Annotated in this window: 15 protein-coding genes; 7 read left to right on the forward strand and 8 right to left on the reverse strand. The window is 61.7% G+C overall.

The features are described 5' to 3' along the window. Positions 1-150: 150 nt before the first annotated feature. The 4 genes from J2Z75_RS15010 to mcpU all read left to right on the forward strand — a co-directional run bounded on the left by J2Z75_RS15010 (position 151) and on the right by mcpU (position 6281). Entirely contained in the window at positions 151-1932 is a 1782-nt protein-coding gene (locus tag J2Z75_RS15010) for an acyl-CoA dehydrogenase (protein ID WP_209853576.1), read from the forward strand. 11 nt (positions 1933-1943) lie between these two features. Further along, positions 1944-2696: a crotonase/enoyl-CoA hydratase family protein gene (locus tag J2Z75_RS15015; protein WP_209853577.1), complete on the forward strand. Its 753-nt coding sequence runs from the start codon at positions 1944-1946 to the stop codon at positions 2694-2696. Positions 2697-2832: 136 nt separating this feature from the next. Continuing rightward, a complete protein-coding gene (locus J2Z75_RS15020) occupies positions 2833-3903 on the forward strand; it encodes an extracellular catalytic domain type 1 short-chain-length polyhydroxyalkanoate depolymerase (protein ID WP_209853578.1) in 1071 nt (356 codons plus the stop codon). A gap of 272 nt (positions 3904-4175) precedes the next feature. Then, positions 4176-6281 (forward strand): methyl-accepting chemotaxis protein McpU, encoded by a 2106-nt coding sequence (mcpU, locus tag J2Z75_RS15025; protein ID WP_209853579.1) that lies wholly within the window; start codon positions 4176-4178, stop codon positions 6279-6281. A 96-nt stretch (positions 6282-6377) separates the two neighbouring features. Here the strand turns inward: mcpU and J2Z75_RS15030 are convergent, their stop codons facing one another. Together J2Z75_RS15030 and J2Z75_RS15035 are read right to left on the reverse strand one after the other, a co-directional pair. After that, a complete protein-coding gene (locus J2Z75_RS15030; protein ID WP_209853580.1) occupies positions 6378-7628 on the reverse strand; it encodes a class I SAM-dependent RNA methyltransferase in 1251 nt (416 codons plus the stop codon). Further along, positions 7625-8431, reverse strand: a complete 807-nt coding sequence (locus J2Z75_RS15035; protein WP_209853581.1) for a TlyA family RNA methyltransferase — start codon at positions 8429-8431, stop codon at positions 7625-7627. Before J2Z75_RS15035 ends, J2Z75_RS15030 begins: the two co-directional genes overlap by 4 nt. Before the next feature lie 257 nt (positions 8432-8688). On the opposite strand from J2Z75_RS15035, the gene J2Z75_RS15040 reads away from it, so the two are divergent. The 3 genes from J2Z75_RS15040 (at position 8689) to J2Z75_RS15050 (ending at position 14695) form a co-directional block, all read left to right on the forward strand. Then, positions 8689-10521: a methyl-accepting chemotaxis protein gene (locus J2Z75_RS15040; protein WP_209853582.1), complete on the forward strand. Its 1833-nt coding sequence runs from the start codon at positions 8689-8691 to the stop codon at positions 10519-10521. A 315-nt stretch (positions 10522-10836) separates the two neighbouring features. Then, positions 10837-12654: a HAMP domain-containing methyl-accepting chemotaxis protein gene (locus tag J2Z75_RS15045; protein ID WP_209853583.1), complete on the forward strand. Its 1818-nt coding sequence runs from the start codon at positions 10837-10839 to the stop codon at positions 12652-12654. Between the two features lie 226 nt (positions 12655-12880). Next, positions 12881-14695: a methyl-accepting chemotaxis protein gene (locus J2Z75_RS15050; protein ID WP_209853584.1), complete on the forward strand. Its 1815-nt coding sequence runs from the start codon at positions 12881-12883 to the stop codon at positions 14693-14695. Positions 14696-14788: 93 nt separating this feature from the next. Here the strand turns inward: J2Z75_RS15050 and dxs are convergent, their stop codons facing one another. From dxs to J2Z75_RS15080, 6 genes are all read right to left on the reverse strand, one after another. Beyond that, positions 14789-16699 (reverse strand): 1-deoxy-D-xylulose-5-phosphate synthase, encoded by a 1911-nt coding sequence (dxs, locus tag J2Z75_RS15055; protein WP_209853872.1) that lies wholly within the window; start codon positions 16697-16699, stop codon positions 14789-14791. Between the two features lie 165 nt (positions 16700-16864). Then, positions 16865-17788 (reverse strand): pirin family protein, encoded by a 924-nt coding sequence (locus J2Z75_RS15060; protein WP_209853585.1) that lies wholly within the window; start codon positions 17786-17788, stop codon positions 16865-16867. A 34-nt stretch (positions 17789-17822) separates the two neighbouring features. Further along, positions 17823-19958 carry a calcium-binding protein gene (locus tag J2Z75_RS15065; protein ID WP_209853586.1) on the reverse strand — a complete coding sequence of 712 codons (2136 nt, stop codon included), beginning with the start codon at positions 19956-19958 and terminating at the stop codon, positions 17823-17825. A 162-nt stretch (positions 19959-20120) separates the two neighbouring features. After that, positions 20121-20372 (reverse strand): exodeoxyribonuclease VII small subunit, encoded by a 252-nt coding sequence (locus J2Z75_RS15070; RefSeq protein ID WP_209853587.1) that lies wholly within the window; start codon positions 20370-20372, stop codon positions 20121-20123. Between the two features lie 2 nt (positions 20373-20374). Continuing rightward, a complete protein-coding gene (locus J2Z75_RS15075) occupies positions 20375-21301 on the reverse strand; it encodes a histone deacetylase family protein (RefSeq protein WP_209853588.1) in 927 nt (308 codons plus the stop codon). Between the two features lie 133 nt (positions 21302-21434). Continuing rightward, positions 21435-21998 (reverse strand): biotin transporter BioY, encoded by a 564-nt coding sequence (locus J2Z75_RS15080; protein ID WP_209853589.1) that lies wholly within the window; start codon positions 21996-21998, stop codon positions 21435-21437. Between the last annotated feature and the right edge of the window lie 68 nt (positions 21999-22066).

Genomic DNA, 22066 nt, shown 5'->3' on the forward strand with positions numbered 1-22066 from the left:
TGCTACCGCTCGTCCACATGCGGTTCACTGTCGCGCCGGACAATCAAATATTGACGTTTACGTAAAAATCAATAATTTCTCGGCCGAGAAACAAGCCATTGCTGGACGGGTGGGCGGCAATGTTGTCATGTGACTGCGGGAGGAGACGATATGTACAAGGCACCGGTGGACGAAATTCTGTTCACGCTCAAGCACGTGGCCGGTCTCGGCGAGGACCTCGCCAATGGCATTTTCGGTGATCTCGACGAGGATCTCGTCGATGCGATCGTCAGCGAAGCCGGGCGTTTTGCCACGGAGGAAGTCGCGCCGCTTGCCGATATCGGCGACAGGCAGGGCTCAAAACTTGTTGATGGCAAGGTTGAGGTGCCCGAAGGATGGAGCGAACTCTATCGCAACTGGGCGGCCGGCGGCTGGAACAGCCTGACGGCGCCGGAGGAATTCGGCGGCCAGGCCCTGCCGCATATGTTGCACATCGCGGCGATGGAGTTTTGGAATGCCGGGTCCATGGCCTTTGCACTGACGCCGATGCTGACCATGGGCGCGGTCGACGCGCTTGAGAAGCATGGTTCCCGGGAACTCAAATCGACCTTTCTCGCCAAGATGATTTCCGGCGAATGGACCGGGACGATGAACCTGACAGAGCCGCATGCCGGCTCGGACCTCGGCGTCCTGAAGACCCGCGCCGAGCGCCGCGACGACGGTACCTACCGTATTTTCGGCCAGAAGATCTTCATCACCTGGGGCGAACACGATCTGACCGACAATATCGTCCATCTGGTGCTGGCGCGTCTCGCCGGTGCCCCGGAAGGCACGCGCGGCATTTCGCTGTTCCTCGTGCCGAAGTTCCTGGTCAACGACGACGGCTCGCTTGGCGCCCGCAACGATCTCTTCTGCCATTCGCTCGAGCACAAGCTTGGCATTCATGCCTCGCCGACCTGCACCATGGTCTATGGCGACGGCAGGTTCGGTGACGAGAAGGGTGCTGTCGGCTATCTTGTCGGCGAGGAGAACAGGGGCCTCAACTGCATGTTCACGATGATGAACAACGCCCGCCTTGCCGTCGGCACGCAAGGGGTCGCTATGGCCGAAGCCGCCACCCAGCATGCACTCAATTATGCCCGCGAACGCACCCAGGGCAAGGCGCCCGGCTGGAAGGGCGCGGGCATGAGCCCGATCATCGAGCACCCGGATATCGCCCGAACGCTCCTGACTATGAAGGCTGTAACGCAAGGTGCCCGCGCCATCACCTTCGCCTGTGCCCGTGCCGTCGACCGGGCGCATGTCGCCGAAGGTGACGCGGCACGGTATTGGCAGGAGCGCTCCAGCCTCCTGACGCCGATCGCCAAATCTTTCGGCACCGACGTTGGCGTCGATGTCGCCTCGATGGGCATCCAGGTTCACGGCGGCATGGGCTTCATCGAGGAAACCGGGGCTGCGCGTTATCTGCGTGATGCGCGGATTGCGCCGATCTACGAAGGCACCAACGGCATCCAGGCGATCGACCTCGTCACCCGCAAGCTGCCGCTGTCGGACGGTGATCATGTGCGCGGCTTTATCACCGAATTGAAGGCTGTTGCCGAAGAGGTCGGCTCGTCCAACCTTGCCGATTTCGGCGAAACCGGCAATCGTCTCGATAATGCGATCGCCGATCTGGAAGAGGTGACGGAGTGGCTGCTCGCCCGGCTCGCCGAAGGCAAATCCGCCGAAGCGCTCGCCGGGGCGACTGCCTATCAGCGGCTGTTCGGCCTGACATTGACGGGGGTTTATCTCGCCAGGGGCGGGCTGGCGGAGGTTGGCGATGGCGGCCGCGATGTCCGTATCGCGCTCTGCCGTTTTGCCGCCGAAAACCTGCTGTCCGAGACGGCGGCGCTGAAGGACCGTATCATCAATGGCGCGGCGAGCCTTGCCGGCGCCCGCATCGCTTTGGCTTGAAGGAGACAACCATGACCGACGATGTTTTGATCGAGCGGCCCGAAGCCTATCCCGGCGTCCAGGTCATCCGCTTCAACCGGCCGGCCAAGAAGAATGCCATCACCCGGGCGATGTATGCCAAGATGGCCAATGCACTCACCGTCGCCGGAACCGATGACGCTATTCGTGTGACCGCGTTTCTGGGAACCGAGGGCTGCTTTTCCGCTGGCAACGACATGGCCGATTTCATGGTCTTTGCCATGGGCGGAACGATGGGACAGGACGTGCTCGACTTCCTGCGCGCGCTGGCCAATGCGGCAAAACCGGTCGTTTCCGGTGTCGATGGCCTGGCGATCGGCATCGGTACCACCATCCATCTCCACTGCGACCTGACGGTCGCTTCCCCCCGTTCCGTCTTCAAGACGCCCTTCGTCGATCTGGCGCTGGTGCCGGAGGCCGCCTCCAGCCTGCTCGTTCCCCGCATCGCCGGTCACCAGCGTGCCTTCGCGCTTCTGGCCGCCGGTGAACCGTTCACGGCGGAGGAGGCGCAGGAGGCCGGCCTGATCTGGAAGATCGCTGGTGCCGAGGCCATCGAGGAAGAGGTGCTGTCGCTCGCCGCAAATCTTGCCAAAAAGCCGCCGGAAGCTCTGCGCATCGCCCGCCAGCTGATCCGCGGCGACCGCTCCGACGTGCTGGCGCGGATCGACGAGGAGGCAAAACACTTCGCCGCGCAGTTGAAAAGCGCCGAAGCGCGGGCTGCCTTCGAGGCTTTCATGCGCCGCTGAACGTGACGCGGCGGCTGTTCCCGCGGTTTTGTCCGCAGCCTGCCTTGCCGGAGGGCGAGGTGCGACCCATATTGCTGACTGTTGCGTGGAGGAATTTCGGCATTGGGGGCGTGCCGGCAAAGTCAAGGATTCGTCCATGCGGTCTCGTTTCAAGCTTTCCTTCTCCGATATGCTCAGGCAGCACCGGCGATGGGAAAGGACACTGCTGAAAGCCGTCAAGGTCACCCGAAAAGCTGTCGCATCTGCCGTGTCGGCGCCAGCGACCGCCAAGCCGAAAGCAGGCAGCAAGCTGGAGGAGGTCGCGAGCTTCGGCAGCAATCCCGGCCGCTTGCGCATGTTGCGCTATGTCCCCGCGGACCTTCCGAAAAAATCGCCGCTCGTCGTCGTGCTGCACGGCTGCCATCAGACGGCCGAAGCCTATGACAGGGGCAGCGGCTGGTCGACATTGGCAAGAGAACGCGGCTTTGCCGTCGTCTATGCCGAGCAGAAACGTTCCAACAATGCCAATCTCTGTTTCAACTGGTTCCGCCCGAGCAACGTTGCGCGCGACCGCGGCGAGGTGATGTCGATCCGCCAGATGGTTGCGAAGATGGCAACGGCGCATGGCATCGATCGCAAACGCGTGTTCGTCACCGGTCTTTCGGCCGGCGGTGCGATGACATCAGCGATGCTGGCAACCTATCCCGACGTGTTTCGCGCCGGCGGCATCATCGCCGGATTGCCCTATGGCGCGGCGCGCGACGTGCACCGGGCGCTTGCCGCCATGAAGACCGCGCCGGAGCGCACGGCGCAGGAATGGGGCAATCTCGTCCGCGCCGCATCGCCGGTGAAGCGCGATTTCCCCGCGGTTTCCATCTGGCATGGAACAAAGGACCACACGGTCTCGATCTCCAACGCGGATGCGTTGGTTCGGCAATGGCTTGATGTGCATGGCCTCGAAAGCGAAGCCTTTACGCAGAGCGAGGTGGATGGCCACATCCGCCGCGTCTGGAAGGACGCCTCGGGGAAAGTCGCGGTCGAACTGTATCTCGTCGAGGGCATGGGACACGGGACGCCATTGAAGCCACGGCCAGCGTCGCGGACAAAGGCCGATACCCCTGGCCCCTTCATGCTCGATGCCGGCATTTCCTCGTCCATGCATCTAGCGACCGCCTGGGGCTTGAAGAAGCCTGTCTTGCTTTCGGCCTTGAGACAGGCTGCCGAGTAGACGGAAGGCGCTTGAAATCCTCGCTTTTACGGGGTTGAAATTTTAACACTGCCTTAAGTGCGCGCCGATATGGTTCCCGCCATCACAGGTCCGGCATGTCCGGTTCCTGACGGGCCGCATGAGGCGTGCCGTCTCCGCCCGCCGTGGCATGTCCCCCCATTCCCGCATTCTGGAACGGTCCAGCGCCTTGAGCGCCGGTCGCCGATCCCGGTTGCGGATCAGACCGAGCCTCAGCCGGGCGCGAAAGCCGGGCCGCAATAGGGAAGCCTGCCTTGTCCAAAAGATCGAACCTGATGACGCGCATCCTTGTCGCCGCGTCCTTTGTCGTCGTTGCCGCGTTTGCCGGCTTTTCCGTTTACATCGACAGTCTCCAGCATGCCGTGACGACACGTGCCGTCGAGGAGAACATTTCCTCCTCCGGCAAGCAGGCCGCCCAGAGCGTCGCCAACTGGCTGAACGGCCGCGTTACGCTGACCGCCATGGCCGCCAATGCCGCTGGCAGCGCTTCCGATCAGGCAGGCCTCGAAGGCGCGCTCAAGAACGGTGTTCTGGAAAAGGAGTTCCTCAGCACCTATGTCGGCGACGAGAGCGGAAAATTCACCAGCTGGCCGGACTTGCCCCTGCCCGCAGGCTATGATCCACGCCAGCGGCCGTGGTATCAGCAGGCTGTCAAGGCCGATACAAGCGTGCTCACCGATCCCTATATCGATGCGTCGAGCGGCGACCTGATCATCAGCGCTGCCGTTCCGGTCAAGCGTGACGGCAAGCTGTTCGGCATCGCCGGCAGCGATTTTTCGCTGAAGACCCTCGTCGAGATGATCAAGTCCGTCGATGTCGGCGGCGAAGGCTTTGCCTTCCTCGTCAACAAGTCCGGCCAGATCCTCGTTCACCCGGATGCCAAACTCGTCACCAAGACGCTGGCCGATGCCTTCCCGGCTGAAACACCATCGATCGGCTCGTCGATCATGCAGACCGAGCTTGACGGCAAGCCGATGCTGGTCAGCTTCGTGCCGGTCGCAGGTCTTCCCTCTGTCGAATGGTATGTTGGTTTCGCCGTCGATGCGGATGTTGCCTATTCCGCCATCGGCCAGTTCCGGATCGCCGCCACCATCGCCACGCTTCTTGCCGTCGGCGTGATGATCGCCTTCCTTGCAACCCTGCTCAGCCGCCTCGTCATCCGTCCGGTCACCGACATGACCGGCGCCATGGAACGCCTGGCCGCCGGCGACCTGAAGGCCGAAATTCCCGGCCAGGACCGCCGCGACCAGATCGGTTCCATGGCCGCCGCCGTCGCCGTTTTCCGCACCAATGCCATCGAGCGCGTGCGCCTCGAAGGCGAGGCCGAATCCGGCCGTTCGCTGTCGGAGCGGGAGCGCCTTGAGCGCGAAGCCCTGAAGGCCAGGGAAACCGCCGATATCCAGCAGGCCGTCGAAGCGCTGGCGACCGGCCTCGGCCGTCTTGCCGACGGCGATCTCGGCTACCGGATCTCCATCCCCTTCGTCGCCCATCTCGACCGTCTGCGCGCCGACTTCAACAACTCCGTCACCAAGCTGCACCATGCGCTTCAGGCGGTCGGCACCAATGCGCGCGCCATCGACGCCGGCGCCAGCGAAATCCGCCATGCCGCCGACGATCTCGCCCGCCGCACCGAGCAGCAGGCAGCCTCGGTCGAGGAAACCGCCGCGGCGCTCGAGGAAATCACCACGACGGTCAAGGACAGCGCCCGCCGCGCCGAAGAAGTCGGCCAGCTGGTCGCCCGCACCCGCGCCGGTGCCGAAAAGTCCGGCGAAGTCGTCCGCAATGCCGTCAACGCCATGCAGGGCATCGAAAAGTCCTCCGGCGAGATCAGCAACATCATCGGCGTCATTGACGATATCGCCTTCCAGACCAACCTTTTGGCGCTGAACGCCGGCGTCGAGGCAGCACGTGCCGGTGACGCAGGCAAGGGCTTTGCCGTCGTCGCCCAGGAAGTACGCGAGCTTGCCCAGCGGTCTGCCAATGCCGCCAAGGAGATCAAGGCGCTGATTTCGAAGTCCGGCAGTCAGGTCAAGACCGGTGTCGAGCTGGTCGGGGAGACCGGTCAGTCGCTGCAGGCGATCGTCTCGGAGGTGCAGGAGATCAACACGCATATCCATGCGATCGTCACCGCCACCCGCGAACAATCGATCGGCCTCCAGGAGATCAACACCGCCGTCAACACCATGGACCAGGGCACCCAGCAGAACGCCGCCATGGTGGAAGAACAGACGGCCGCCAGCCATGGCCTCGCGCAGGAAGCGGCGGCACTCAACGACCTGCTCGCCCAGTTCAATATCGGCGACAGCCAGTCGTCCGCGCCTGCCGCACGGCAGCCGGCTTATGGGCGCCGCGCGGCCTGACCGGCGGCAATACAGGCAACAGGAAAAAGGCCCGGTGAAAATCGGGCCTTTTTCATGGAAGTATCAATGAAGCGATCGACGGGTATCGCGAAGGCGTCACTTCTCCAGCGTCGCCACCACTTCCACATGCGACGACCACAGGAACTGGTCGATCGGGGTGACCGAGGTGATGCGGTAGCCCACATCCACAAGAATGCGCAGGTCGCGCACCAGCGTCACCGGATTGCAGGAGACGGCGACGATCTTCTTGACGCCGGAGCGGGCCATTTCCCTCGTCTGGGCTTCGGCGCCGGCGCGCGGCGGGTCGAAGACGATGGCGTCGTAGACTTTCAGTTCCGAAGCCATCATCGGGCGGCGGAAGAGATCGCGCTTTTCCACCGTGACCGGCTTCAGGCCTTGCGTATTGCGCGCGGCAAAATCCAGTGCCTTCAGCGGCTTGTCTTCGCTCTCGACTGCATGGACGCGGGCCTTGCGGGCAATGCGCAGCGAAAACGTACCGGAACCGGCAAAGAGGTCGATGACGCGCTTGGCCTTGCCGAGATGCGCCAGCACCAGTTCCGACATCGCTTCTTCCGCCGGCCTGGTCGCCTGGGTAAAGCTTCCGGGCGGCGGCGACACGGAAACACCGCCGAAATCGATCACCGGTTTGATCGGTTCGACCAGGATTTCGCCGTTGAGGCTCAGGCGGGCGACACTCTTCTGGCCAAGGACGGTCTCGACCGCCATGCGACGCTGCCGGTCGTCCATTGCCTTGATGCCTTCAAAGGAAAGGTCGAGCCCGGACAACGTCTCCAGAACCGTGATGCGAAACGGCTCGGCATTGACAGCCATTGCTTTTGCCACGGTTCGGATCACCGCAAGCCGCGACACGATGCCGGGGCTTGCGATGGGACATTCCGATATCGAGACGATGTGATGGGTCTCGGGCTGGTTGTAGCCGAGCAGCAGCTCCTTTTCGGTGCGCCGCGCGGTAAACACCGTGCGCCGCCGCTCGCCGGGATGGGCAAGCACCAGCGGCGCGACCTCGGCCTGCAAAGCCTTCGATTTCAGCGCATCGAGGACCAGCTGCCGCTTGAAGTCCTGGTAGAGGCTGTCGCTGGCATGCTGCAGCGAACAGCCGCCGCAGGTCCCGTTTTCGCCCTCCGGCCCGAAATGCCGGCATTTCGGCGCGACACGCTCGGGCGAGACGTCGGACATTGACATGACGGTGCCCTTGTCCTTGTTGACCGCCAGCGCCACGGTTTCGCCGGGCAGGGTGAAGGGCACGTAGACAGGGCCGAATGGGCCGCGCGTGATGCCGTCGCCGGATTGGCCGATCTTCTCGATGGTCAGCGTTTCGGTGCTCATGCTTCTTGATCCAGCGAGGCGTCTTCATCCAAGGCGTCGTCGTCATCCAATGGTTTGCGTCCAGCCAGCAGATATTCCTCGTTGCCGTCGCCGCCGGAAATCGGCGAGGGGATGAGACCGAGGCTTATCCACCCCATGTCTTCGGTGAGCCAGCGCTCGAGTTCGGCGGCAACTGCGGGTGCGCTTTCCGGGTCCTTGAGCAGGCCAGCCTTGCTGATCGCCTCGCGTCCCGCCTCGAACTGCGGCTTGACGAGAAGGATGCAATGGGCGCCGGGCTCGGCGAGATCGAGCGCCGGCGGCAAAGCCAGCTTCAGCGAGATGAAAGAAACATCCGAGACGACGAACGAGATGGCGCGACCGTCGAGATGGTCCTCGTCCAGCACCCGTGCATTCAGCCCCTCGATGTTGGTGACGCGCGCATCGGCCTCCAGCCGCGGATGGAACTGGCCATGGCCGACATCGACGGAGATCACATGCGCTGCGCCATTGTGCAGCAGGATTTCGGTAAAGCCGCCGGTCGAGGCGCCGATATCCAGACAGTCCAGCCCCTCGGGCGACAGCTTGAAATGTTCAAGGCCCGCCTTCAGCTTCAGCGCCGCGCGCGACACATAGGCCTGGACCGGATCGTCGATGGCGATCGTCACGTCCTCTGGAAAGGTCGAGCTCGCCTTGACGACGACGCGGCCGTTGACGGTGACGGTGCCACGCTGGATCGCATCGCGGGCGCGCGAACGGCTGGCGACGAGACCGAGGTTCAGGAGCAGCTGGTCGAGGCGGACGGTTGTTTTGGGTTCGTTTGACATGGGGTCTCATGGCGCGTTGCGCACTCTGTTGCAAGTCTCATGGCGCATCGCAGCAAACTTAAACGAATATTAAGTCAAACGATGCAGGTTTCCTGAGCGGGCAAAGCCTATCAAGATCAACCATGATGGTAATGGTCTTTTTGCCGGCACCGATGATTTCCCCCGATATTGAAGCTGGTCGTCCGTGTTCCCGCGCGGCGCTGATCGCCAATGTCTCTATTTTTACCGTGGCGCGCTGCGCCAAAGGATATTTCGCGATGTTGAAAAATCTGTCCCTGAACCGAAAACTCGGTTTCACCTTCGCCGGCCTCATTCTGATCTTTCTGGCCGTCTCCGGCATTGTTCTCTTCAAGGCCAATCTCTCGGTGGAAGCCTCCACCCGGCAGAATGCCTCGCAACGGCTGATCGTGCTGATCGACGATGCGATGCAGGGCATGCTCGAACAGGCGGTCAACCAGCGCGGCTTCCTGCTTTTGCGCAGCGACAGCACCTATGGCGATGTGGCCGTCAATCGCGAACGCATGGTCAAGGCCATTGCCGACGCCAAGATCGCAGCGGCGGACGAGCCAGAGATTTCAAAGCAGCTTGACGCCATGCAGGCCGCCGCCGATGTCTGGTACAACGAATTGGCCCGTCCGCAGGTCGAGGCTGCCCGCAACACCGACAAGCCGCTTGCCGAAATCATCGAAATCGGCCGCAATCTCTCCAAGGGTCAGCTCGACACGTTCCGCAGCGTTGCCGCCAAGATCAAGGCGGACGCGGCCGCCTGGTCCGAATTGCAGACGGCAGAACAGACGGCATCGATCGGCGCTGTCCGGTTGACCCTGATGATTGGCGGTCTTGCGGCGACGCTGGTCGCAGCCCTGCTTGCCTGGGCTCTGTCGCGCGGCATCGTCCGCCCGATCGTCGACATGACCGGCGCCATGGGCCGGCTGGCCGATGGCGATCACGAAATTGCCGTACCGGCACTCGATCGCACCGACGAAGTCGGCCGCATGGCGCAGGCGGTACTCGTCTTCAAGCAGGCGGCACTCGAAAATCTTCGGATCACCGGCGAAGCCGACAAGATGCGCAGCGATGCCGAAACCGGCCGTCGTCTCAGCGACACGGAAAAAGCGCGCGAGCGCGATGCCATGCTTCAGGCGACCTCGAGCCTCGGCAATGGCCTGAAGCGCCTTGCCTCCGGCGATCTCGGCTTCCAGCTGACCGAACCCTTCGCCGGCGACTTCGAAAGCCTGCGCCAGGATTTCAACCGCTCGGTCGGCCAGCTTGCCGAAACGCTCGCAGCCGTCTCCAATGCGGCGGGTTCGATCGACAGCGGCACGCGCGAGATCAGCCAGAGCTCGGACGACCTGTCGCGGCGCACCGAGCAGCAGGCGGCTTCGCTGGAAGAAACTGCGGCAGCACTCGATCAGATCACCGTCAACGTCTCCAATTCCTCCAAGCGTGCCGACGAAGCCCGCGATGTCGCGGTGCAGGCCAATGCCAGCGCTGCGAAATCCGGTGCTGTTGTCGCCAATGCGGTCGACGCCATGCGTCGCATCGAGGAATCCTCCAGCCAGATCTCCAACATTATCGGCGTGATTGACGAGATCGCCTTCCAGACCAACCTCCTGGCCTTGAACGCCGGCGTCGAAGCGGCACGGGCAGGGGATGCCGGCAAGGGCTTTGCCGTCGTCGCCCAGGAAGTGCGTGAACTGGCCCAGCGCTCGGCAAAGGCCGCCAAGGAGATCAAGGACCTGATTCGCAATTCGAGCGTCGAAGTCGAGGGCGGCGTCAAGCTGGTCCGCGAAACCGGCGATGCGCTGAAGACCATCGAGACCTATGTCGTGACGATCAACCAGCACATGGATGCGATCGCTACCTCGGCGCGCGAACAGTCGGTCGGTCTGGCCGAAGTCAACACGGCAGTCAACCAGATGGACCAGGTAACCCAGCAGAATGCCGCGATGGTGGAAGAGACCAATGCCGCCAGCGCCACGCTTGCAAACGAAGCGGGCCGCCTGCGCGAACTGATCTCGCAGTTCCAGCTCGACACAGGCAAGGGCTACGGCAACGCGGTATCCCGCGTCTCCCGCCGCGCGGCCTGACCTGGGGAAGTGCAACGTCTGAACCTGGAGAAGGGCCTTCCGGCAAACCGGGGGGCCTTTTCGATTCATGGGCTTTGCCACCCCTGGCAAATGCATCGACGGCGACGCGCACCGGCGTCCAATATAGATTAGAATATAATTTAATAAAAAATTATGTTTATTTTTATATACTTAAGTGAGATTGATGATATCGATCTACAACCGACATGACGTGGGGGAGGATTGTTTGCTCGCTGCGGAATGAGTTTTCGGCTGGTCCTTTGGGCAGTGGACGCGGGCAAGCCGAGTGATCGCTTTTCCGCAGGGTGAGGAAAAATGATCCGACCGAAAATCAAAACCGTACTTCTTGGCCTGTTTGCCGCGTTTGGACTGATGTTTGCCCTGTTCGGCTGGCTATCGATCAGCAACATGCAGACCCTCAATAGCAATGCGGAAGAGATAACGACCAACAGGATGCCGAAAGCGGTCGGCCTGAAGAGTCTGGAGGGGGCGTTCTTTCGTCTGAATTTCGCCTATTCCCGCCTCATCCTCTCCGAATCGCCGGAAGAAATGGCCGCGGCGGAGAAATTCCTGGCCGAACGGCAGGCCATTTTCAAGACGTCCCTGGAAGGGATTGCGCCGCTCTTTACTTTGGAACGGGGCAAGGCACTCGTCGCAGATGTTCAAGGGGCCGTTGCCGCCTACCTCTTGCCGGCGGACGACGTGGCCGCGGCCGCGCGCAAGAACCAGGATGCCGAAGCCCGCGTGGTATTTTTCCAGAAGATGTTCCCGGAGGTGCAGAAGGTTACCTCCGCCGTGGCCGTCCTCATGGCTTTCAACGACGAGCAGACAAAGACCGCCTATGACAGTTCTGTCGCCGCCTACAACAGTTCGTTTCTCATCACATTGGTGCTGGTTGCCGGCTGCGGTTTGATGATGACCGGAGCAGCTGTCTTCGCGGTCAAGGGAATTGCCTCGCCGGTCGGAAATATCACCGTAGCGATGAACCGGCTCGCCGGCGGCGATGCCGCCTCCGCCATCCCCTATGCCGGACGGGCCGACGAGATCGGTGAAATGGCTGCGGCCGTCGAGGTTTTCCGCACCAACGCCCTTGCCAACCGCCAGCTTGAGGAGGATGCCGCAAAACAACGCACGCTCGCCGACAACGAGCGGCTTCGCAGTGATACGGCGGAAAAGGTCAAGTCCGACGCGATGCGGCGGGCAACGTCCGGTCTTGGCGACGGTCTGAAGCATCTGGCCTCCGGCAACTTGAATTTTCAGCTGACCGAAACCTTTGCCGAGGATTTCGAAAGCCTTCGCACCGATTTCAATGCGTCGGTACGGCAACTGGCCGAGACGATGGGTTCGGTGGCTCAGTCGACGGGGCAAATCGACAGTGGTACGCGGGAGATCAGCCAGAGCGCTGAAGATCTTTCCAAGCGCACGGAACAGCAGGCCGCCTCGCTCGAGGAGACCGCCGCGGCGCTTGATGAGATCACCGTCAATGTCGCCAATTCTTCCAAGCGGGCCGAAGAGGCTCGAAGCGTCGCTGTGCTTGCAAATGCCAGTGCGGCCCAGTCCGGCACTGTTGTCGCCAATGCGGTGAATGCAATGCGCCGGATCACGGAATCGTCCAGTCAAATCTCCAACATCATCGGGGTTATCGACGAGATTGCCTTCCAGACCAACCTTCTGGCACTGAACGCTGGCGTCGAGGCCGCACGTGCCGGGGACGCGGGCAGGGGCTTCGCCGTCGTCGCCCAGGAGGTGCGGGAACTGGCCCAGCGCTCGGCCAAGGCCGCCAAGGAAATCAAGGAACTGATCCGGAATTCCACGGCCGAGGTCGAAAGCGGCGTCAAATTCGTTGGCGAAACCGGCGACGCCCTGAAAACCATCGAGACCTATGTCGTGACGATCAACCAGCACATGGACGCGATTGCCACCTCGGCGCGCGAACAGTCGGTGGGCCTGGCCGAAGTCAACACGGCGGTCAACCAGATGGATCAGGTCACCCAGCAGAATGCCGCCATGGTCGAGGAGACCAACGCAGCGAGCGCCACGCTTGCCAACGAAGCAGGCCGCCTGCGGGAATTGATTTCGCAGTTCGCACTCAAGGGGGAAGCCCGTCCGACCTCGCATCGCCGGGCTGCCTGACACTCTCGGTCCCGCCATGAAAAGGCTTTCGGTGCAAACCGGAAGCCTTTCGCGCTGCCGGCCTGTTTCCCGCTCCGGGTCACTTTCCGGCCATGAATCGGCTGCGATTCAGCGTTCAGCCAGCAATTGCGATTGCCAATTCATATATTTGAGCGACGCCTTATTAATCCTAATTTAAGCATGTGCTGCAATTCTGAAGGACAAGGTTTTTCAGGGGTAAAACACGATGACGACGATCCGGAACAAGATGGTTTTTGCCAGTATTGCCATGTTCGTTCTGGCGGGTGGCGCGGCAGGTGCGGGTCTTTGGGGTGCGGTGAAGCTGACGAAGAACGTCGCCGACGTCACGCAGGCCGCTGATATCCTGCGCAACCACATGCAGGCCGACATGATGCACGACGCGCTCCGCGCGGATGTCCTTTCGGCGCTGATGGCGCAGAATCCCGCCGCCGAAATTTCGATCGACGAGGTGAAGGCCGAACTGGCCGAACATGTCGCGGGCTTCCGGGCCTCGCTGTTGGCCAATAAGGCGCTGGCGACCGATGCTTCCATTCGCGATGTTCTCGGCGCGCTCGACGCGCCTCTGTCGAGCTATATCGACAGCGCCAACGCCATCGTCGAGCAGGCGTCGGCGGAGCCGGAAAAAGCCCTTGCCGCTTTCCCGGCATTCAAGGCGCAGTTCTCGATCCTGGAAACGGCGATGGAAAAGGCCGGCGACAGCATCCAGGCGCTGTCCGACACCGTGACGCACAGCAGCGAGGAGCTGTCTTCCTTCATCGATTTGATGCTGAAGTGCATTCTGGGGGGCACGGCATTCTTTGCGCTGGGGCTTCTCCATGTCAGCCGCAAAACGATCATAAAGCCGATCAAGGCACTGTCGAGCGACATGCAGCAACTGGCTGCCGGCCGAACCGACATCACGCTTCAAGGCACCGAGCGGAAGGACGAGATCGGCGAGATGGTCGGTGCCGTGGAAATCTTCCGGCAGTCAGCCATCACCAAGATGCAGCTTGAAGCCGATGCGATTTCCGAGCGCGAAAGAGCTGAGGCAGATCGTGGGCGCATGACGGAGGAAGCGGAAAATACGGCGCGGGCGAAACTGCAGCAGGCGACGTCCGGCCTTGCCTCCGGTTTGCGCCGGCTGGCCGCAGGCGATCTCGGCTTCCAGCTTTCCGAGCCGTTCGCACCGGATTTCGAAGCACTGCGCCACGATCTGAATTCCGCCGTCCAGCAGCTGGAGCAAACCCTGACATCCGTGTCCAACGCGGCCAGTTCGATCGACACCGGCACGCGCGAAATCAGCACGAGCTCAGACGATCTCTCCAAGCGCACCGAGCAGCAGGCGGCCTCCCTGGAGGAAACGGCGGCTGCGCTGGACCAGATCACCGTCAATGTTTCCAATGCGTCCAAGCGTGCTGACGAGGCGCGAAGTGTGGCCATTCATGCCAACACCAGTGCTGCCCATTCCGGTGCGGTGGTCGCCAATGCGGTCGATGCCATGCAGCGGATCGAGCAGTCCTCCAGCCAGATTTCCAGCATCATCGGTGTGATCGACGAGATTGCTTTCCAGACCAACCTGCTGGCGCTCAACGCCGGCGTCGAGGCTGCGCGTGCCGGAGAAGCGGGCAAGGGGTTTGCCGTCGTTGCGCAGGAAGTACGCGAACTGGCCCAGCGCTCGGCCAAGGCCGCCAAGGAAATCAAGGACCTGATCCGCAATTCGACGGCCGAAGTCGAAAGCGGCGTGAAGCTGGTGCGCGAAACCGGCGACGCGCTGAAGACGATCGAGCAGTATATCGTCACCATCAACCAGCATATGGACGCGATCGCCACGTCCTCGCGCGAGCAGTCGGTCGGTCTCGCCGAGGTCAACACGGCGGTCAACCAGATGGATCAGGTGACACAGCGCAACGCGGCCATGGTCGAGGAAACCAACGCGGCCAGTGCCGCGCTGGCCGACGAAAGCCGCAAGCTGCGCGACCTGATCTCGCAATTCCAGCTGGGCAGCGGGACACGCAACGTTGGACAACGCCGCGCCGCATGAGTGGAACGGGCAATCCTTGCGTATCGTCTGTCTTGATCGAGGCTCTACAACGCACGGCCCGTTGACATCGGCGACTGCGCCCCGGCCGATGCCTTAACCCGCAACCCCGACGCCGATTTCCTTCTGGCCGAGCGCCCGGAAGACGGTCGAGACAATGCCGGCGCGGTCGAGGCCAGCCTTGGCATACATCGCCTCGGGCTTGGCCTGTTCCATCCAGATATCCGGCAGAACCAGCGGGCGGATCTTCAGCCCGTTGTCGAGCAGGCCCTCATGGGCGAGAAACTGCATGACATGGCTGCCGAAGCCGCCGACAGCGCCTTCCTCGACAGTGATCAGCACTTCATGGTGGCGGGCAAGCTGGCGGATCAGGTCGTGATCGAGCGGCTTGGCGAAGCGGGCATCGACGACAGTGGTGGAAAGCCCGGCGGCATCGAGGTCTTCGGCGGCGAGCAGGCAATCGGCAAGGCGCGTGCCGAAAGAGAGCAGCGCCACCTTCGAGCCCTGCTTCATCACCCTGCCCTTGCCGATCTCGAGAATCTGGCCACGCGCCGGCATCTCGACACCGACACCTTCTCCGCGCGGGTAGCGGAACGAAATCGGGCCGTCGTCATAGGCTGCGGCAGTACGGACCATGTGCTTGAGTTCCGCCTCGTCGGCGGCCGCCATGACGACGAAGCCGGGCAGGGTGGCGAGATAGGTCGTGTCGAACGAGCCCGCATGCGTCGGCCCGTCGGCACCGACGAAGCCGGCACGATCGATCGGAAAGCGCACGGGCAACCCCTGGATCGCCACGTCGTGGACCACCTGGTCGTAGGCACGCTGCAGGAAGGTCGAATAGAGCGCTGCGAAGGGCTTGTAGCCCTCGGAGGCGAGGCCGGCCGCAAATGTCACCGCATGCTGCTCGGCAATGCCGACGTCGAAGGTGCGCGACGGATGGGCGAGCGCGAACTTGTCGAGACCGGTGCCCGACGGCATGGCGGCGGTGATGGCAACGATCTTGTCGTCGAAGTCGGCTTCCTGCGTCAGCGCCTCGGCAAAGACGGAGGTATAGGCGGGCGCGTTCGGCTTGGCCTTCGCCTGCGCGCCGGTGATGACGTCGAAGGTGTTGACGCCATGATATTTGTCGGCGGCGGCCTCGGCCGGCGGATAACCCTTGCCCTTCTGCGTCACCACATGGATCAGCACCGGCCCCTTGGAATTGTCGCGCACATTGCGCAGCACCGGCAGCAGGTGATCGAAGGAATGACCGTCGATCGGGCCGATATGGTAGAAACCCATCTCCTCGAACAGCGTGCCGCCGGTCACATAACCGCGCGCATGCTCGACGGCGCGTGTGATCGCTCGGTCCACCGACTTGCCGAGATAGGCCGTCAGTTTCTTGCCGAGTTCGCGGAAGCCCATATAGGTGCGGCCGGAGGCGAGACGCGCCAGATAGGCGCTCATCGCGCCGGTTGGCGGCGCGATCGACATGTCGTTGTCGTTGAGGATGACGATCAGCCGGGCATCGAGCGCGCCGGCATTGTTGAGCGCCTCGTAGGCCATGCCGGCCGACATGGCGCCGTCGCCGATGACGGCGATGACGTTGCGGGGTTCGCCCGAAAGATCGGCTGCCACCGCCATGCCGAGGCCGGCGGAGATCGACGTCGAGGAATGGGCGGCGCCGAAGGGATCGTATTCGCTCTCGGCCCGGCGGGTGAAGCCGGACAGGCCGTTTTCCTGGCGCAAGGTGCGGATGCGGTCGCGGCGGCCGGTGAGAATCTTGTGCGGATAACACTGGTGGCCGACGTCGAAGATCAGCCGGTCGTGCGGCGTGTTGAACACCTTGTGTATGGCGATCGTCAATTCGACGACGCCCAGGCCCGCACCCAGATGCCCGCCGGTGCGCGACACCGCATCGACCATTTCGGCGCGCAGTTCGGTTGCCAGCTGGACGAGGTCCTTGTCGTCGATCTTCTTCAAGTCGTCGGGATAAACAACCTGATCGAGAAGAGGGGTCGCCGGCATCGGGTTGACTGGCAGTTGTGTCACGCTGAAAGGCCTTCGTTCTCGTGGCTCGGGAAAGCCGCGATTTCAAGTGTGGATGTCCGCAGGGACCGCGTCTTTAAACACAATCGTTATGGATTGCAAAAGCCGGTTTTCTTGCGGCGCAAACAGGGAGTTTAACGAATATTACCGTTCCGGCAAAGGGATAAACTCCTCGGTGTCCCCCGGTACGATGTCGAACCGGCCGGTGCGCCATTCCTCCTTGGCCTGATCGATCCGCTCCTTGGAGGAGGAGACGAAATTCCACCAGATGTGGCGTGCCGATCCGAGCGCTGCTCCACCGAACAGCATGACATGACAGCCCATCGGGCCGGCCGTGACGGTGATCGGATCGCCGGCCCGGAAAACCAGCAACTGATTGTTGGCGAAATGGTCGCCGGCGATAATTGCTTCGCCTTCGAGGATGTAGAGCGCCCGCTCTTCCCACTCTGCGGCGAAGGGGGCGCTCTTGCCCGGCGCGATCTTCAGGTCGACATAGATCGTGTCGGAAAACACGGAAACCGGCGACCGCATGCCCTCGAACTGGCCGATGACGACGCGCCCTTCCAAACCATCCATGCTGAAGGACGGCAGGTCGCGCTTTTCGGTATGGGCGAAGATCGGGTCGATCTCCTCATACTGATCCGGCAGTGCCAGCCATGTCTGCAGGCCGGAAATCGACTGCGGTTTGCCGCGCAGATTTTCCGGCGAACGTTCCGAATGCACGATGCCGCGGCCGGCCGTCATCAGGTTGAGGTCCCCCGGTGCGATCACCATTTCGGTGCCGAGGCTGTCGCGATGCTTGATCTCGCCGTCGAACAGGTAGGTGACGGTCGAAAGTCCGATATGCGGATGCGGCCGCACGTCCAGCGCTTGACCGGCTTTCAAGAGCGCCGGTCCCATGCGATCGAAGAAGATGAACGGCCCGACCAGCCGCCGCTTGGCGGTTGGTAGCGCCCGGCGTACCTGCAGATTGCCGATATCGCTGGTGCGCGGGATGATCAGATGCTCGATCGCATCGCAAGCCGGCGCATCGCCGGCCTCGGGGTCGTTTCCGGGAAAGAAGGACATGGGGGGTCTCCTGAAGCGCTGTTGGCCGTGGAGACTATAGTATGAAATCGCTCTGTGTGAGGCTGATTTTACCTGAAAGCCCGATACCGAGATCGGCGACACCATCACCGTCCGCATCGAGTTGCACATGGGTGTTGCTGCCGGAAACGAAGCTGCGCACCTCGCCTGCCTTGCCATGGAAAGCGCCGGATCCGATGAAGGAATAGGCCGAACCTTCATGCAGGAAGTGTATCTTGTCGCCTTCCTTGTGGTCGAAGTCGGCGATGAAGTCCCGCGCGCCTTTTGTGGGAAGCGATTCAGACGCGTTTGCGAAGACGAAATGATCCGCGCCGTTACCGCCCGTCAGCCTGTCGGCGCCCTTGTTGCCGGTCAGGATGTCATCGCCGTCGCCACCGTAGAGCTTGTCGCCCGCGCGGCCGCCGGTCAGGAGATCATCGCCATCGCCGCCGATGATCAGCAGTGAAGCCTTGGCTTCGGTGACCTTGCCTGTTTTTGGATCCTGGAAATATCCTTGAGCGATCAAGGTGTCGTTGGCATCAAGTTTTCTGCCATCGATGGATAGTGCTTCGGTGGTCCCGATGATGATGCTGGTTTTATTGCCGCTGTCGGACTTGCTGACGACCTTCAATTTTTCGACACCGCTGATCTTCGGACCAAGAATGGTGTTTCGTCCTTCCGAGACAAGGATCGTATCGAAACCGCCACCGCCGATGATGGTATCGCCTTTAGTCAGGCCGCTTCCTTTGCGGATAAGCGAATAATCGAAAACATCGTTCCCCATGCCTCCGGTCAGAGTTTCTTTTCCGGAAGAGCGGACGGCAATATGCACCGAGTATTCCGCATCGGTCAGGCTTGAAGCATCAATCGTTACGTTCCCCCAACTTTCCGCACTGTTTTGGATCCGCAACTGGCCGTTTTCGTTATGATTTTTCGTCAGGAAATGCTGAGTGACTTGAAAGGTAGGACCGATCCCGACGATGTCGATTACTTCGATCCCGGATATCGTCGCGGAATCAAGCATGCTTTTCGGAACCTGGGCTCCCCAAAGCTTGATCGTGTCGATTCCGGCACCCCCTGAAATTACGTCTTTATCCCGAATGGGCCAAAAGCTTACCGCGAATTCAAAGGTGTCGTTTCCCTCGCCACCGGACATTGTCGCATAGCCGCTTCCCCCCCATTGGATATCATAGTCACCAACGTACAGGTCATGATTGGCAAGGAACAGGTCATTTCCCAGTCCACCGGAAAGCGAGTTCACCCCGCCTCCGCCAATCAGTATGTCATTTCCTTTGCCGCCGGACAGGTAATCGTTGGCCGCGCCGCCGATCAGGAGATCTCCGGCATTCCCACCTTTGACGGTGAGGCTGCTATTTGAATTCATACCCGATCCATCGACAATCAATCTCCCGTCGATAGAAGCTGCCGCTTTATCCGTGCCGTAGTTGCGATCTGTCGTGATGCTGATTGCATTGCGGCCTTTGTAAAGGCCGCCAAAACCGAAATCGATCGTGCGAGACTGCCCCGCTGACAGATCCATAATCACGATTTCTTCGATATTCTTGATGTTCCAGAGACCTGCATAGCCGTTGGGGTCAGTTTTGCTTTGGCCGTTCTTGGTGGTTGTATAACCCGCCCCGGAGAGAACGAGGGTGTCGGTACCCGCGCCACCGTCGATGACGTCTCTTTCCAAAGAGTTGGCATAGTAAACAAACCTGTCGTTCCTGCTGCCGGCCCGCAGATTGTCAAAGCTCGCGTCTGCTTTTACGCCTGAGGACCCAAAAATATCGAACGACATATTGGTGACCGAGGACGCATTGAGCTGCAGGCTTGCTCCATCGAGGGCAACTTCGGAAGCATCGATAATAAAGTGCGAGCCACCGTTTGCCTTGAAGGTGTTGTCATCGAAGGTCAGCTTGAACCCAGCAGCAACTGATCCCTGGTACCGCTCCGAAAGCAGAGCGATACCCACGACTTTTGAAAAGATGGGCCAGTCGCCGGTGGCTACCGACCAGAGGCGGGTGGTGTCGTTGACAAGCACGAGCGCGTTCCTACCGGCGCCGCCATCGACGTTATCGGGTTTGGTCATGTAGCCGGACCAGAAAAAGAAAAAATCGTCTTCGCTGCCACCGATAAGCTTATCGACGCCTGCGGTGCTATAAAAATAAGCCATTCCAAACTGCCCCTCTAGGCCGGCGCGATTTTCTTATGGGCCGGCACCGAGGCTGATATCCATTGAAGCGAACCGAAGACCGTAAAAAATATAATTTAATCAACGATAACTAAGGTCGGCACGCAATTTCTGTCAAGCTGAAATGCAACTTTTCCGCGCGATTTATTCCCCGTCGAGCGGTTCCACCCCTTGCGGCTTGCCGGCCCGGTCGAGCCTGATCTTCTCGATCCGGTTTTCGGCGGCACCGAGCAGCGTCTCGCAATGTTTCTTCAACGCTTCGCCGCGCTCGTAGATCTCGATCGACTTGTCGAGCGCCACGTCGCCGCGCTCTAGCGCCGAGACGATGGCTTCCAGTTCCTCGACGGCCTTTTCGAAGGAGAGGGAGGATACGTCGATCTGGGGTGCTGTGGTCATGGTCATCCTCTCATCAGGCGGTAGATGTGTGTGCCGGCCGATTCGGCCAGCGCTTGGAGATCGTAGCCGCCTTCAAGCAGGCTGACGATGCGGTTGTTGGCGGTCTTGCCGGCCATATCGAGAAGCCGGCCGGTCGCCCAGTCGAAATCGTCGGCGACGAGATTGATCTGCGCCAGGGGATCGCGGTGGTGAGCGTCGAAGCCGGCGGAGATCAGGATGAAATCCGGGCGGAATTCGTCGAGTGCTGCCAGCACCCGCGACTTGAAGGCCTCGCGAAAATGATCGCTGCCGGTGTCGGGCGAAAGCGGCGCGTTGACGATGTTGCCCGCACCCGTCTCTGTCTTGGCGCCGCTGCCGGGATAAAGCGGCATCTGGTGCGTCGAGCAGAACAGCACCGACGGATCGTCCCAGAAGATGTCCTGCGTGCCGTTGCCGTGATGCACGTCCCAGTCGACGATGGCGACGCGCTCGGCGCCGTGTTTCTGCTGCGCATGGCGGGCGGCAATGGCGATGTTGTTGAAGAAACAGAAGCCCATCGCCTTGTTCCGCTCGGCGTGGTGGCCGGGCGGACGCGATGCGACGAAGGCATTGTCGGCCTTGCCGGAGAACACCGCGTCGACCGCCGCGACCGCGCCGCCGATGCCGGTCAGCGCCGCCTGCAGGCTGGCGGGGCTGGCATGCGTGTCGGCCTCGAAGGAGTGGATGCCTTCCTCGGGGATAACCGACATCACATTGCGCAGATGCTCTTCCGGATGGGCGAGCAGCACCAGATCCTCGTTGCCCTGCGGCGCCTGAAGCCGCGATAGCGGCGAAAACCGCTCATGCTCCAGCGCAAGGTTGAGCGCCTTCAGCCGGTCGGGCCGCTCCGGGTGACCTTCGGGAACCTTGTGTTCCAGAAAGATCGGGTTTTCGAACAGGATCGTGGTCATGGCGGGAACCTATGGCTTCGGGGATGCAAGGTCCATGGTTTAGGTAGGGCGTTTGCGGTTTTTTCAACAGCGGCGCACCAAGGCAAAAAAACCCGGACACAACGCCCGGGCCATTTAGCAATGGACGAGGCGCTCAGGCGCGCTGCGGCAGCAGCGGATAACCGGCGAGAACGGCACGCGCGGCCAGCGTTGCGATCACGGACTTGACGAGATCGCCCGGAATGAAGGCAAGCGAACCGGTGGCGACGGCTGTCAGCGGCGTACCGGTCACCGCGCTCACCCATGGCATGCCGATGGCATAGAGCACGGCGATGCCGCCGACGACGGAGGCGATGAAGAAGCCGGCGAACTGCCTGGCTTCGCTCTGGCCATCCTTGACCAGCCGCTCGGCGATCAGGCCGGTCACGAAGGTGGCGGGGATCCAGCCGAGGATGAAACCGCCGGTCGCCCCTTGGATGATGGCAAGACCGCCACGGCCGCCGGAAAGAACCGGAAGCCCGATCGCGACCAGCAATACGAAAAGCACATAGGCGAGCGCGCCGCGCCTGGCGCCGATGATGCAGCCCGCCAGCATCACGCCCATCGACTGCGCCGTGATCGGCACGGGAATGAAGCCGAGCGTGACCGGCGGGATGAGGCCGAGAACCACGATGATCGCGGTGAAGAGGGCAACGAGAACGAGGTCTCTGGTGGTCATGGTTGGTCCTTTGTCTATCGGTGTTGATGCATGCATTCGGCCGGAGCCGGAAAGCCGAGAGGTTGGAA

This window comes from Rhizobium herbae, assembly GCF_017873135.1.
GTDB lineage: Bacteria > Pseudomonadota > Alphaproteobacteria > Rhizobiales > Rhizobiaceae > Pararhizobium > Pararhizobium herbae.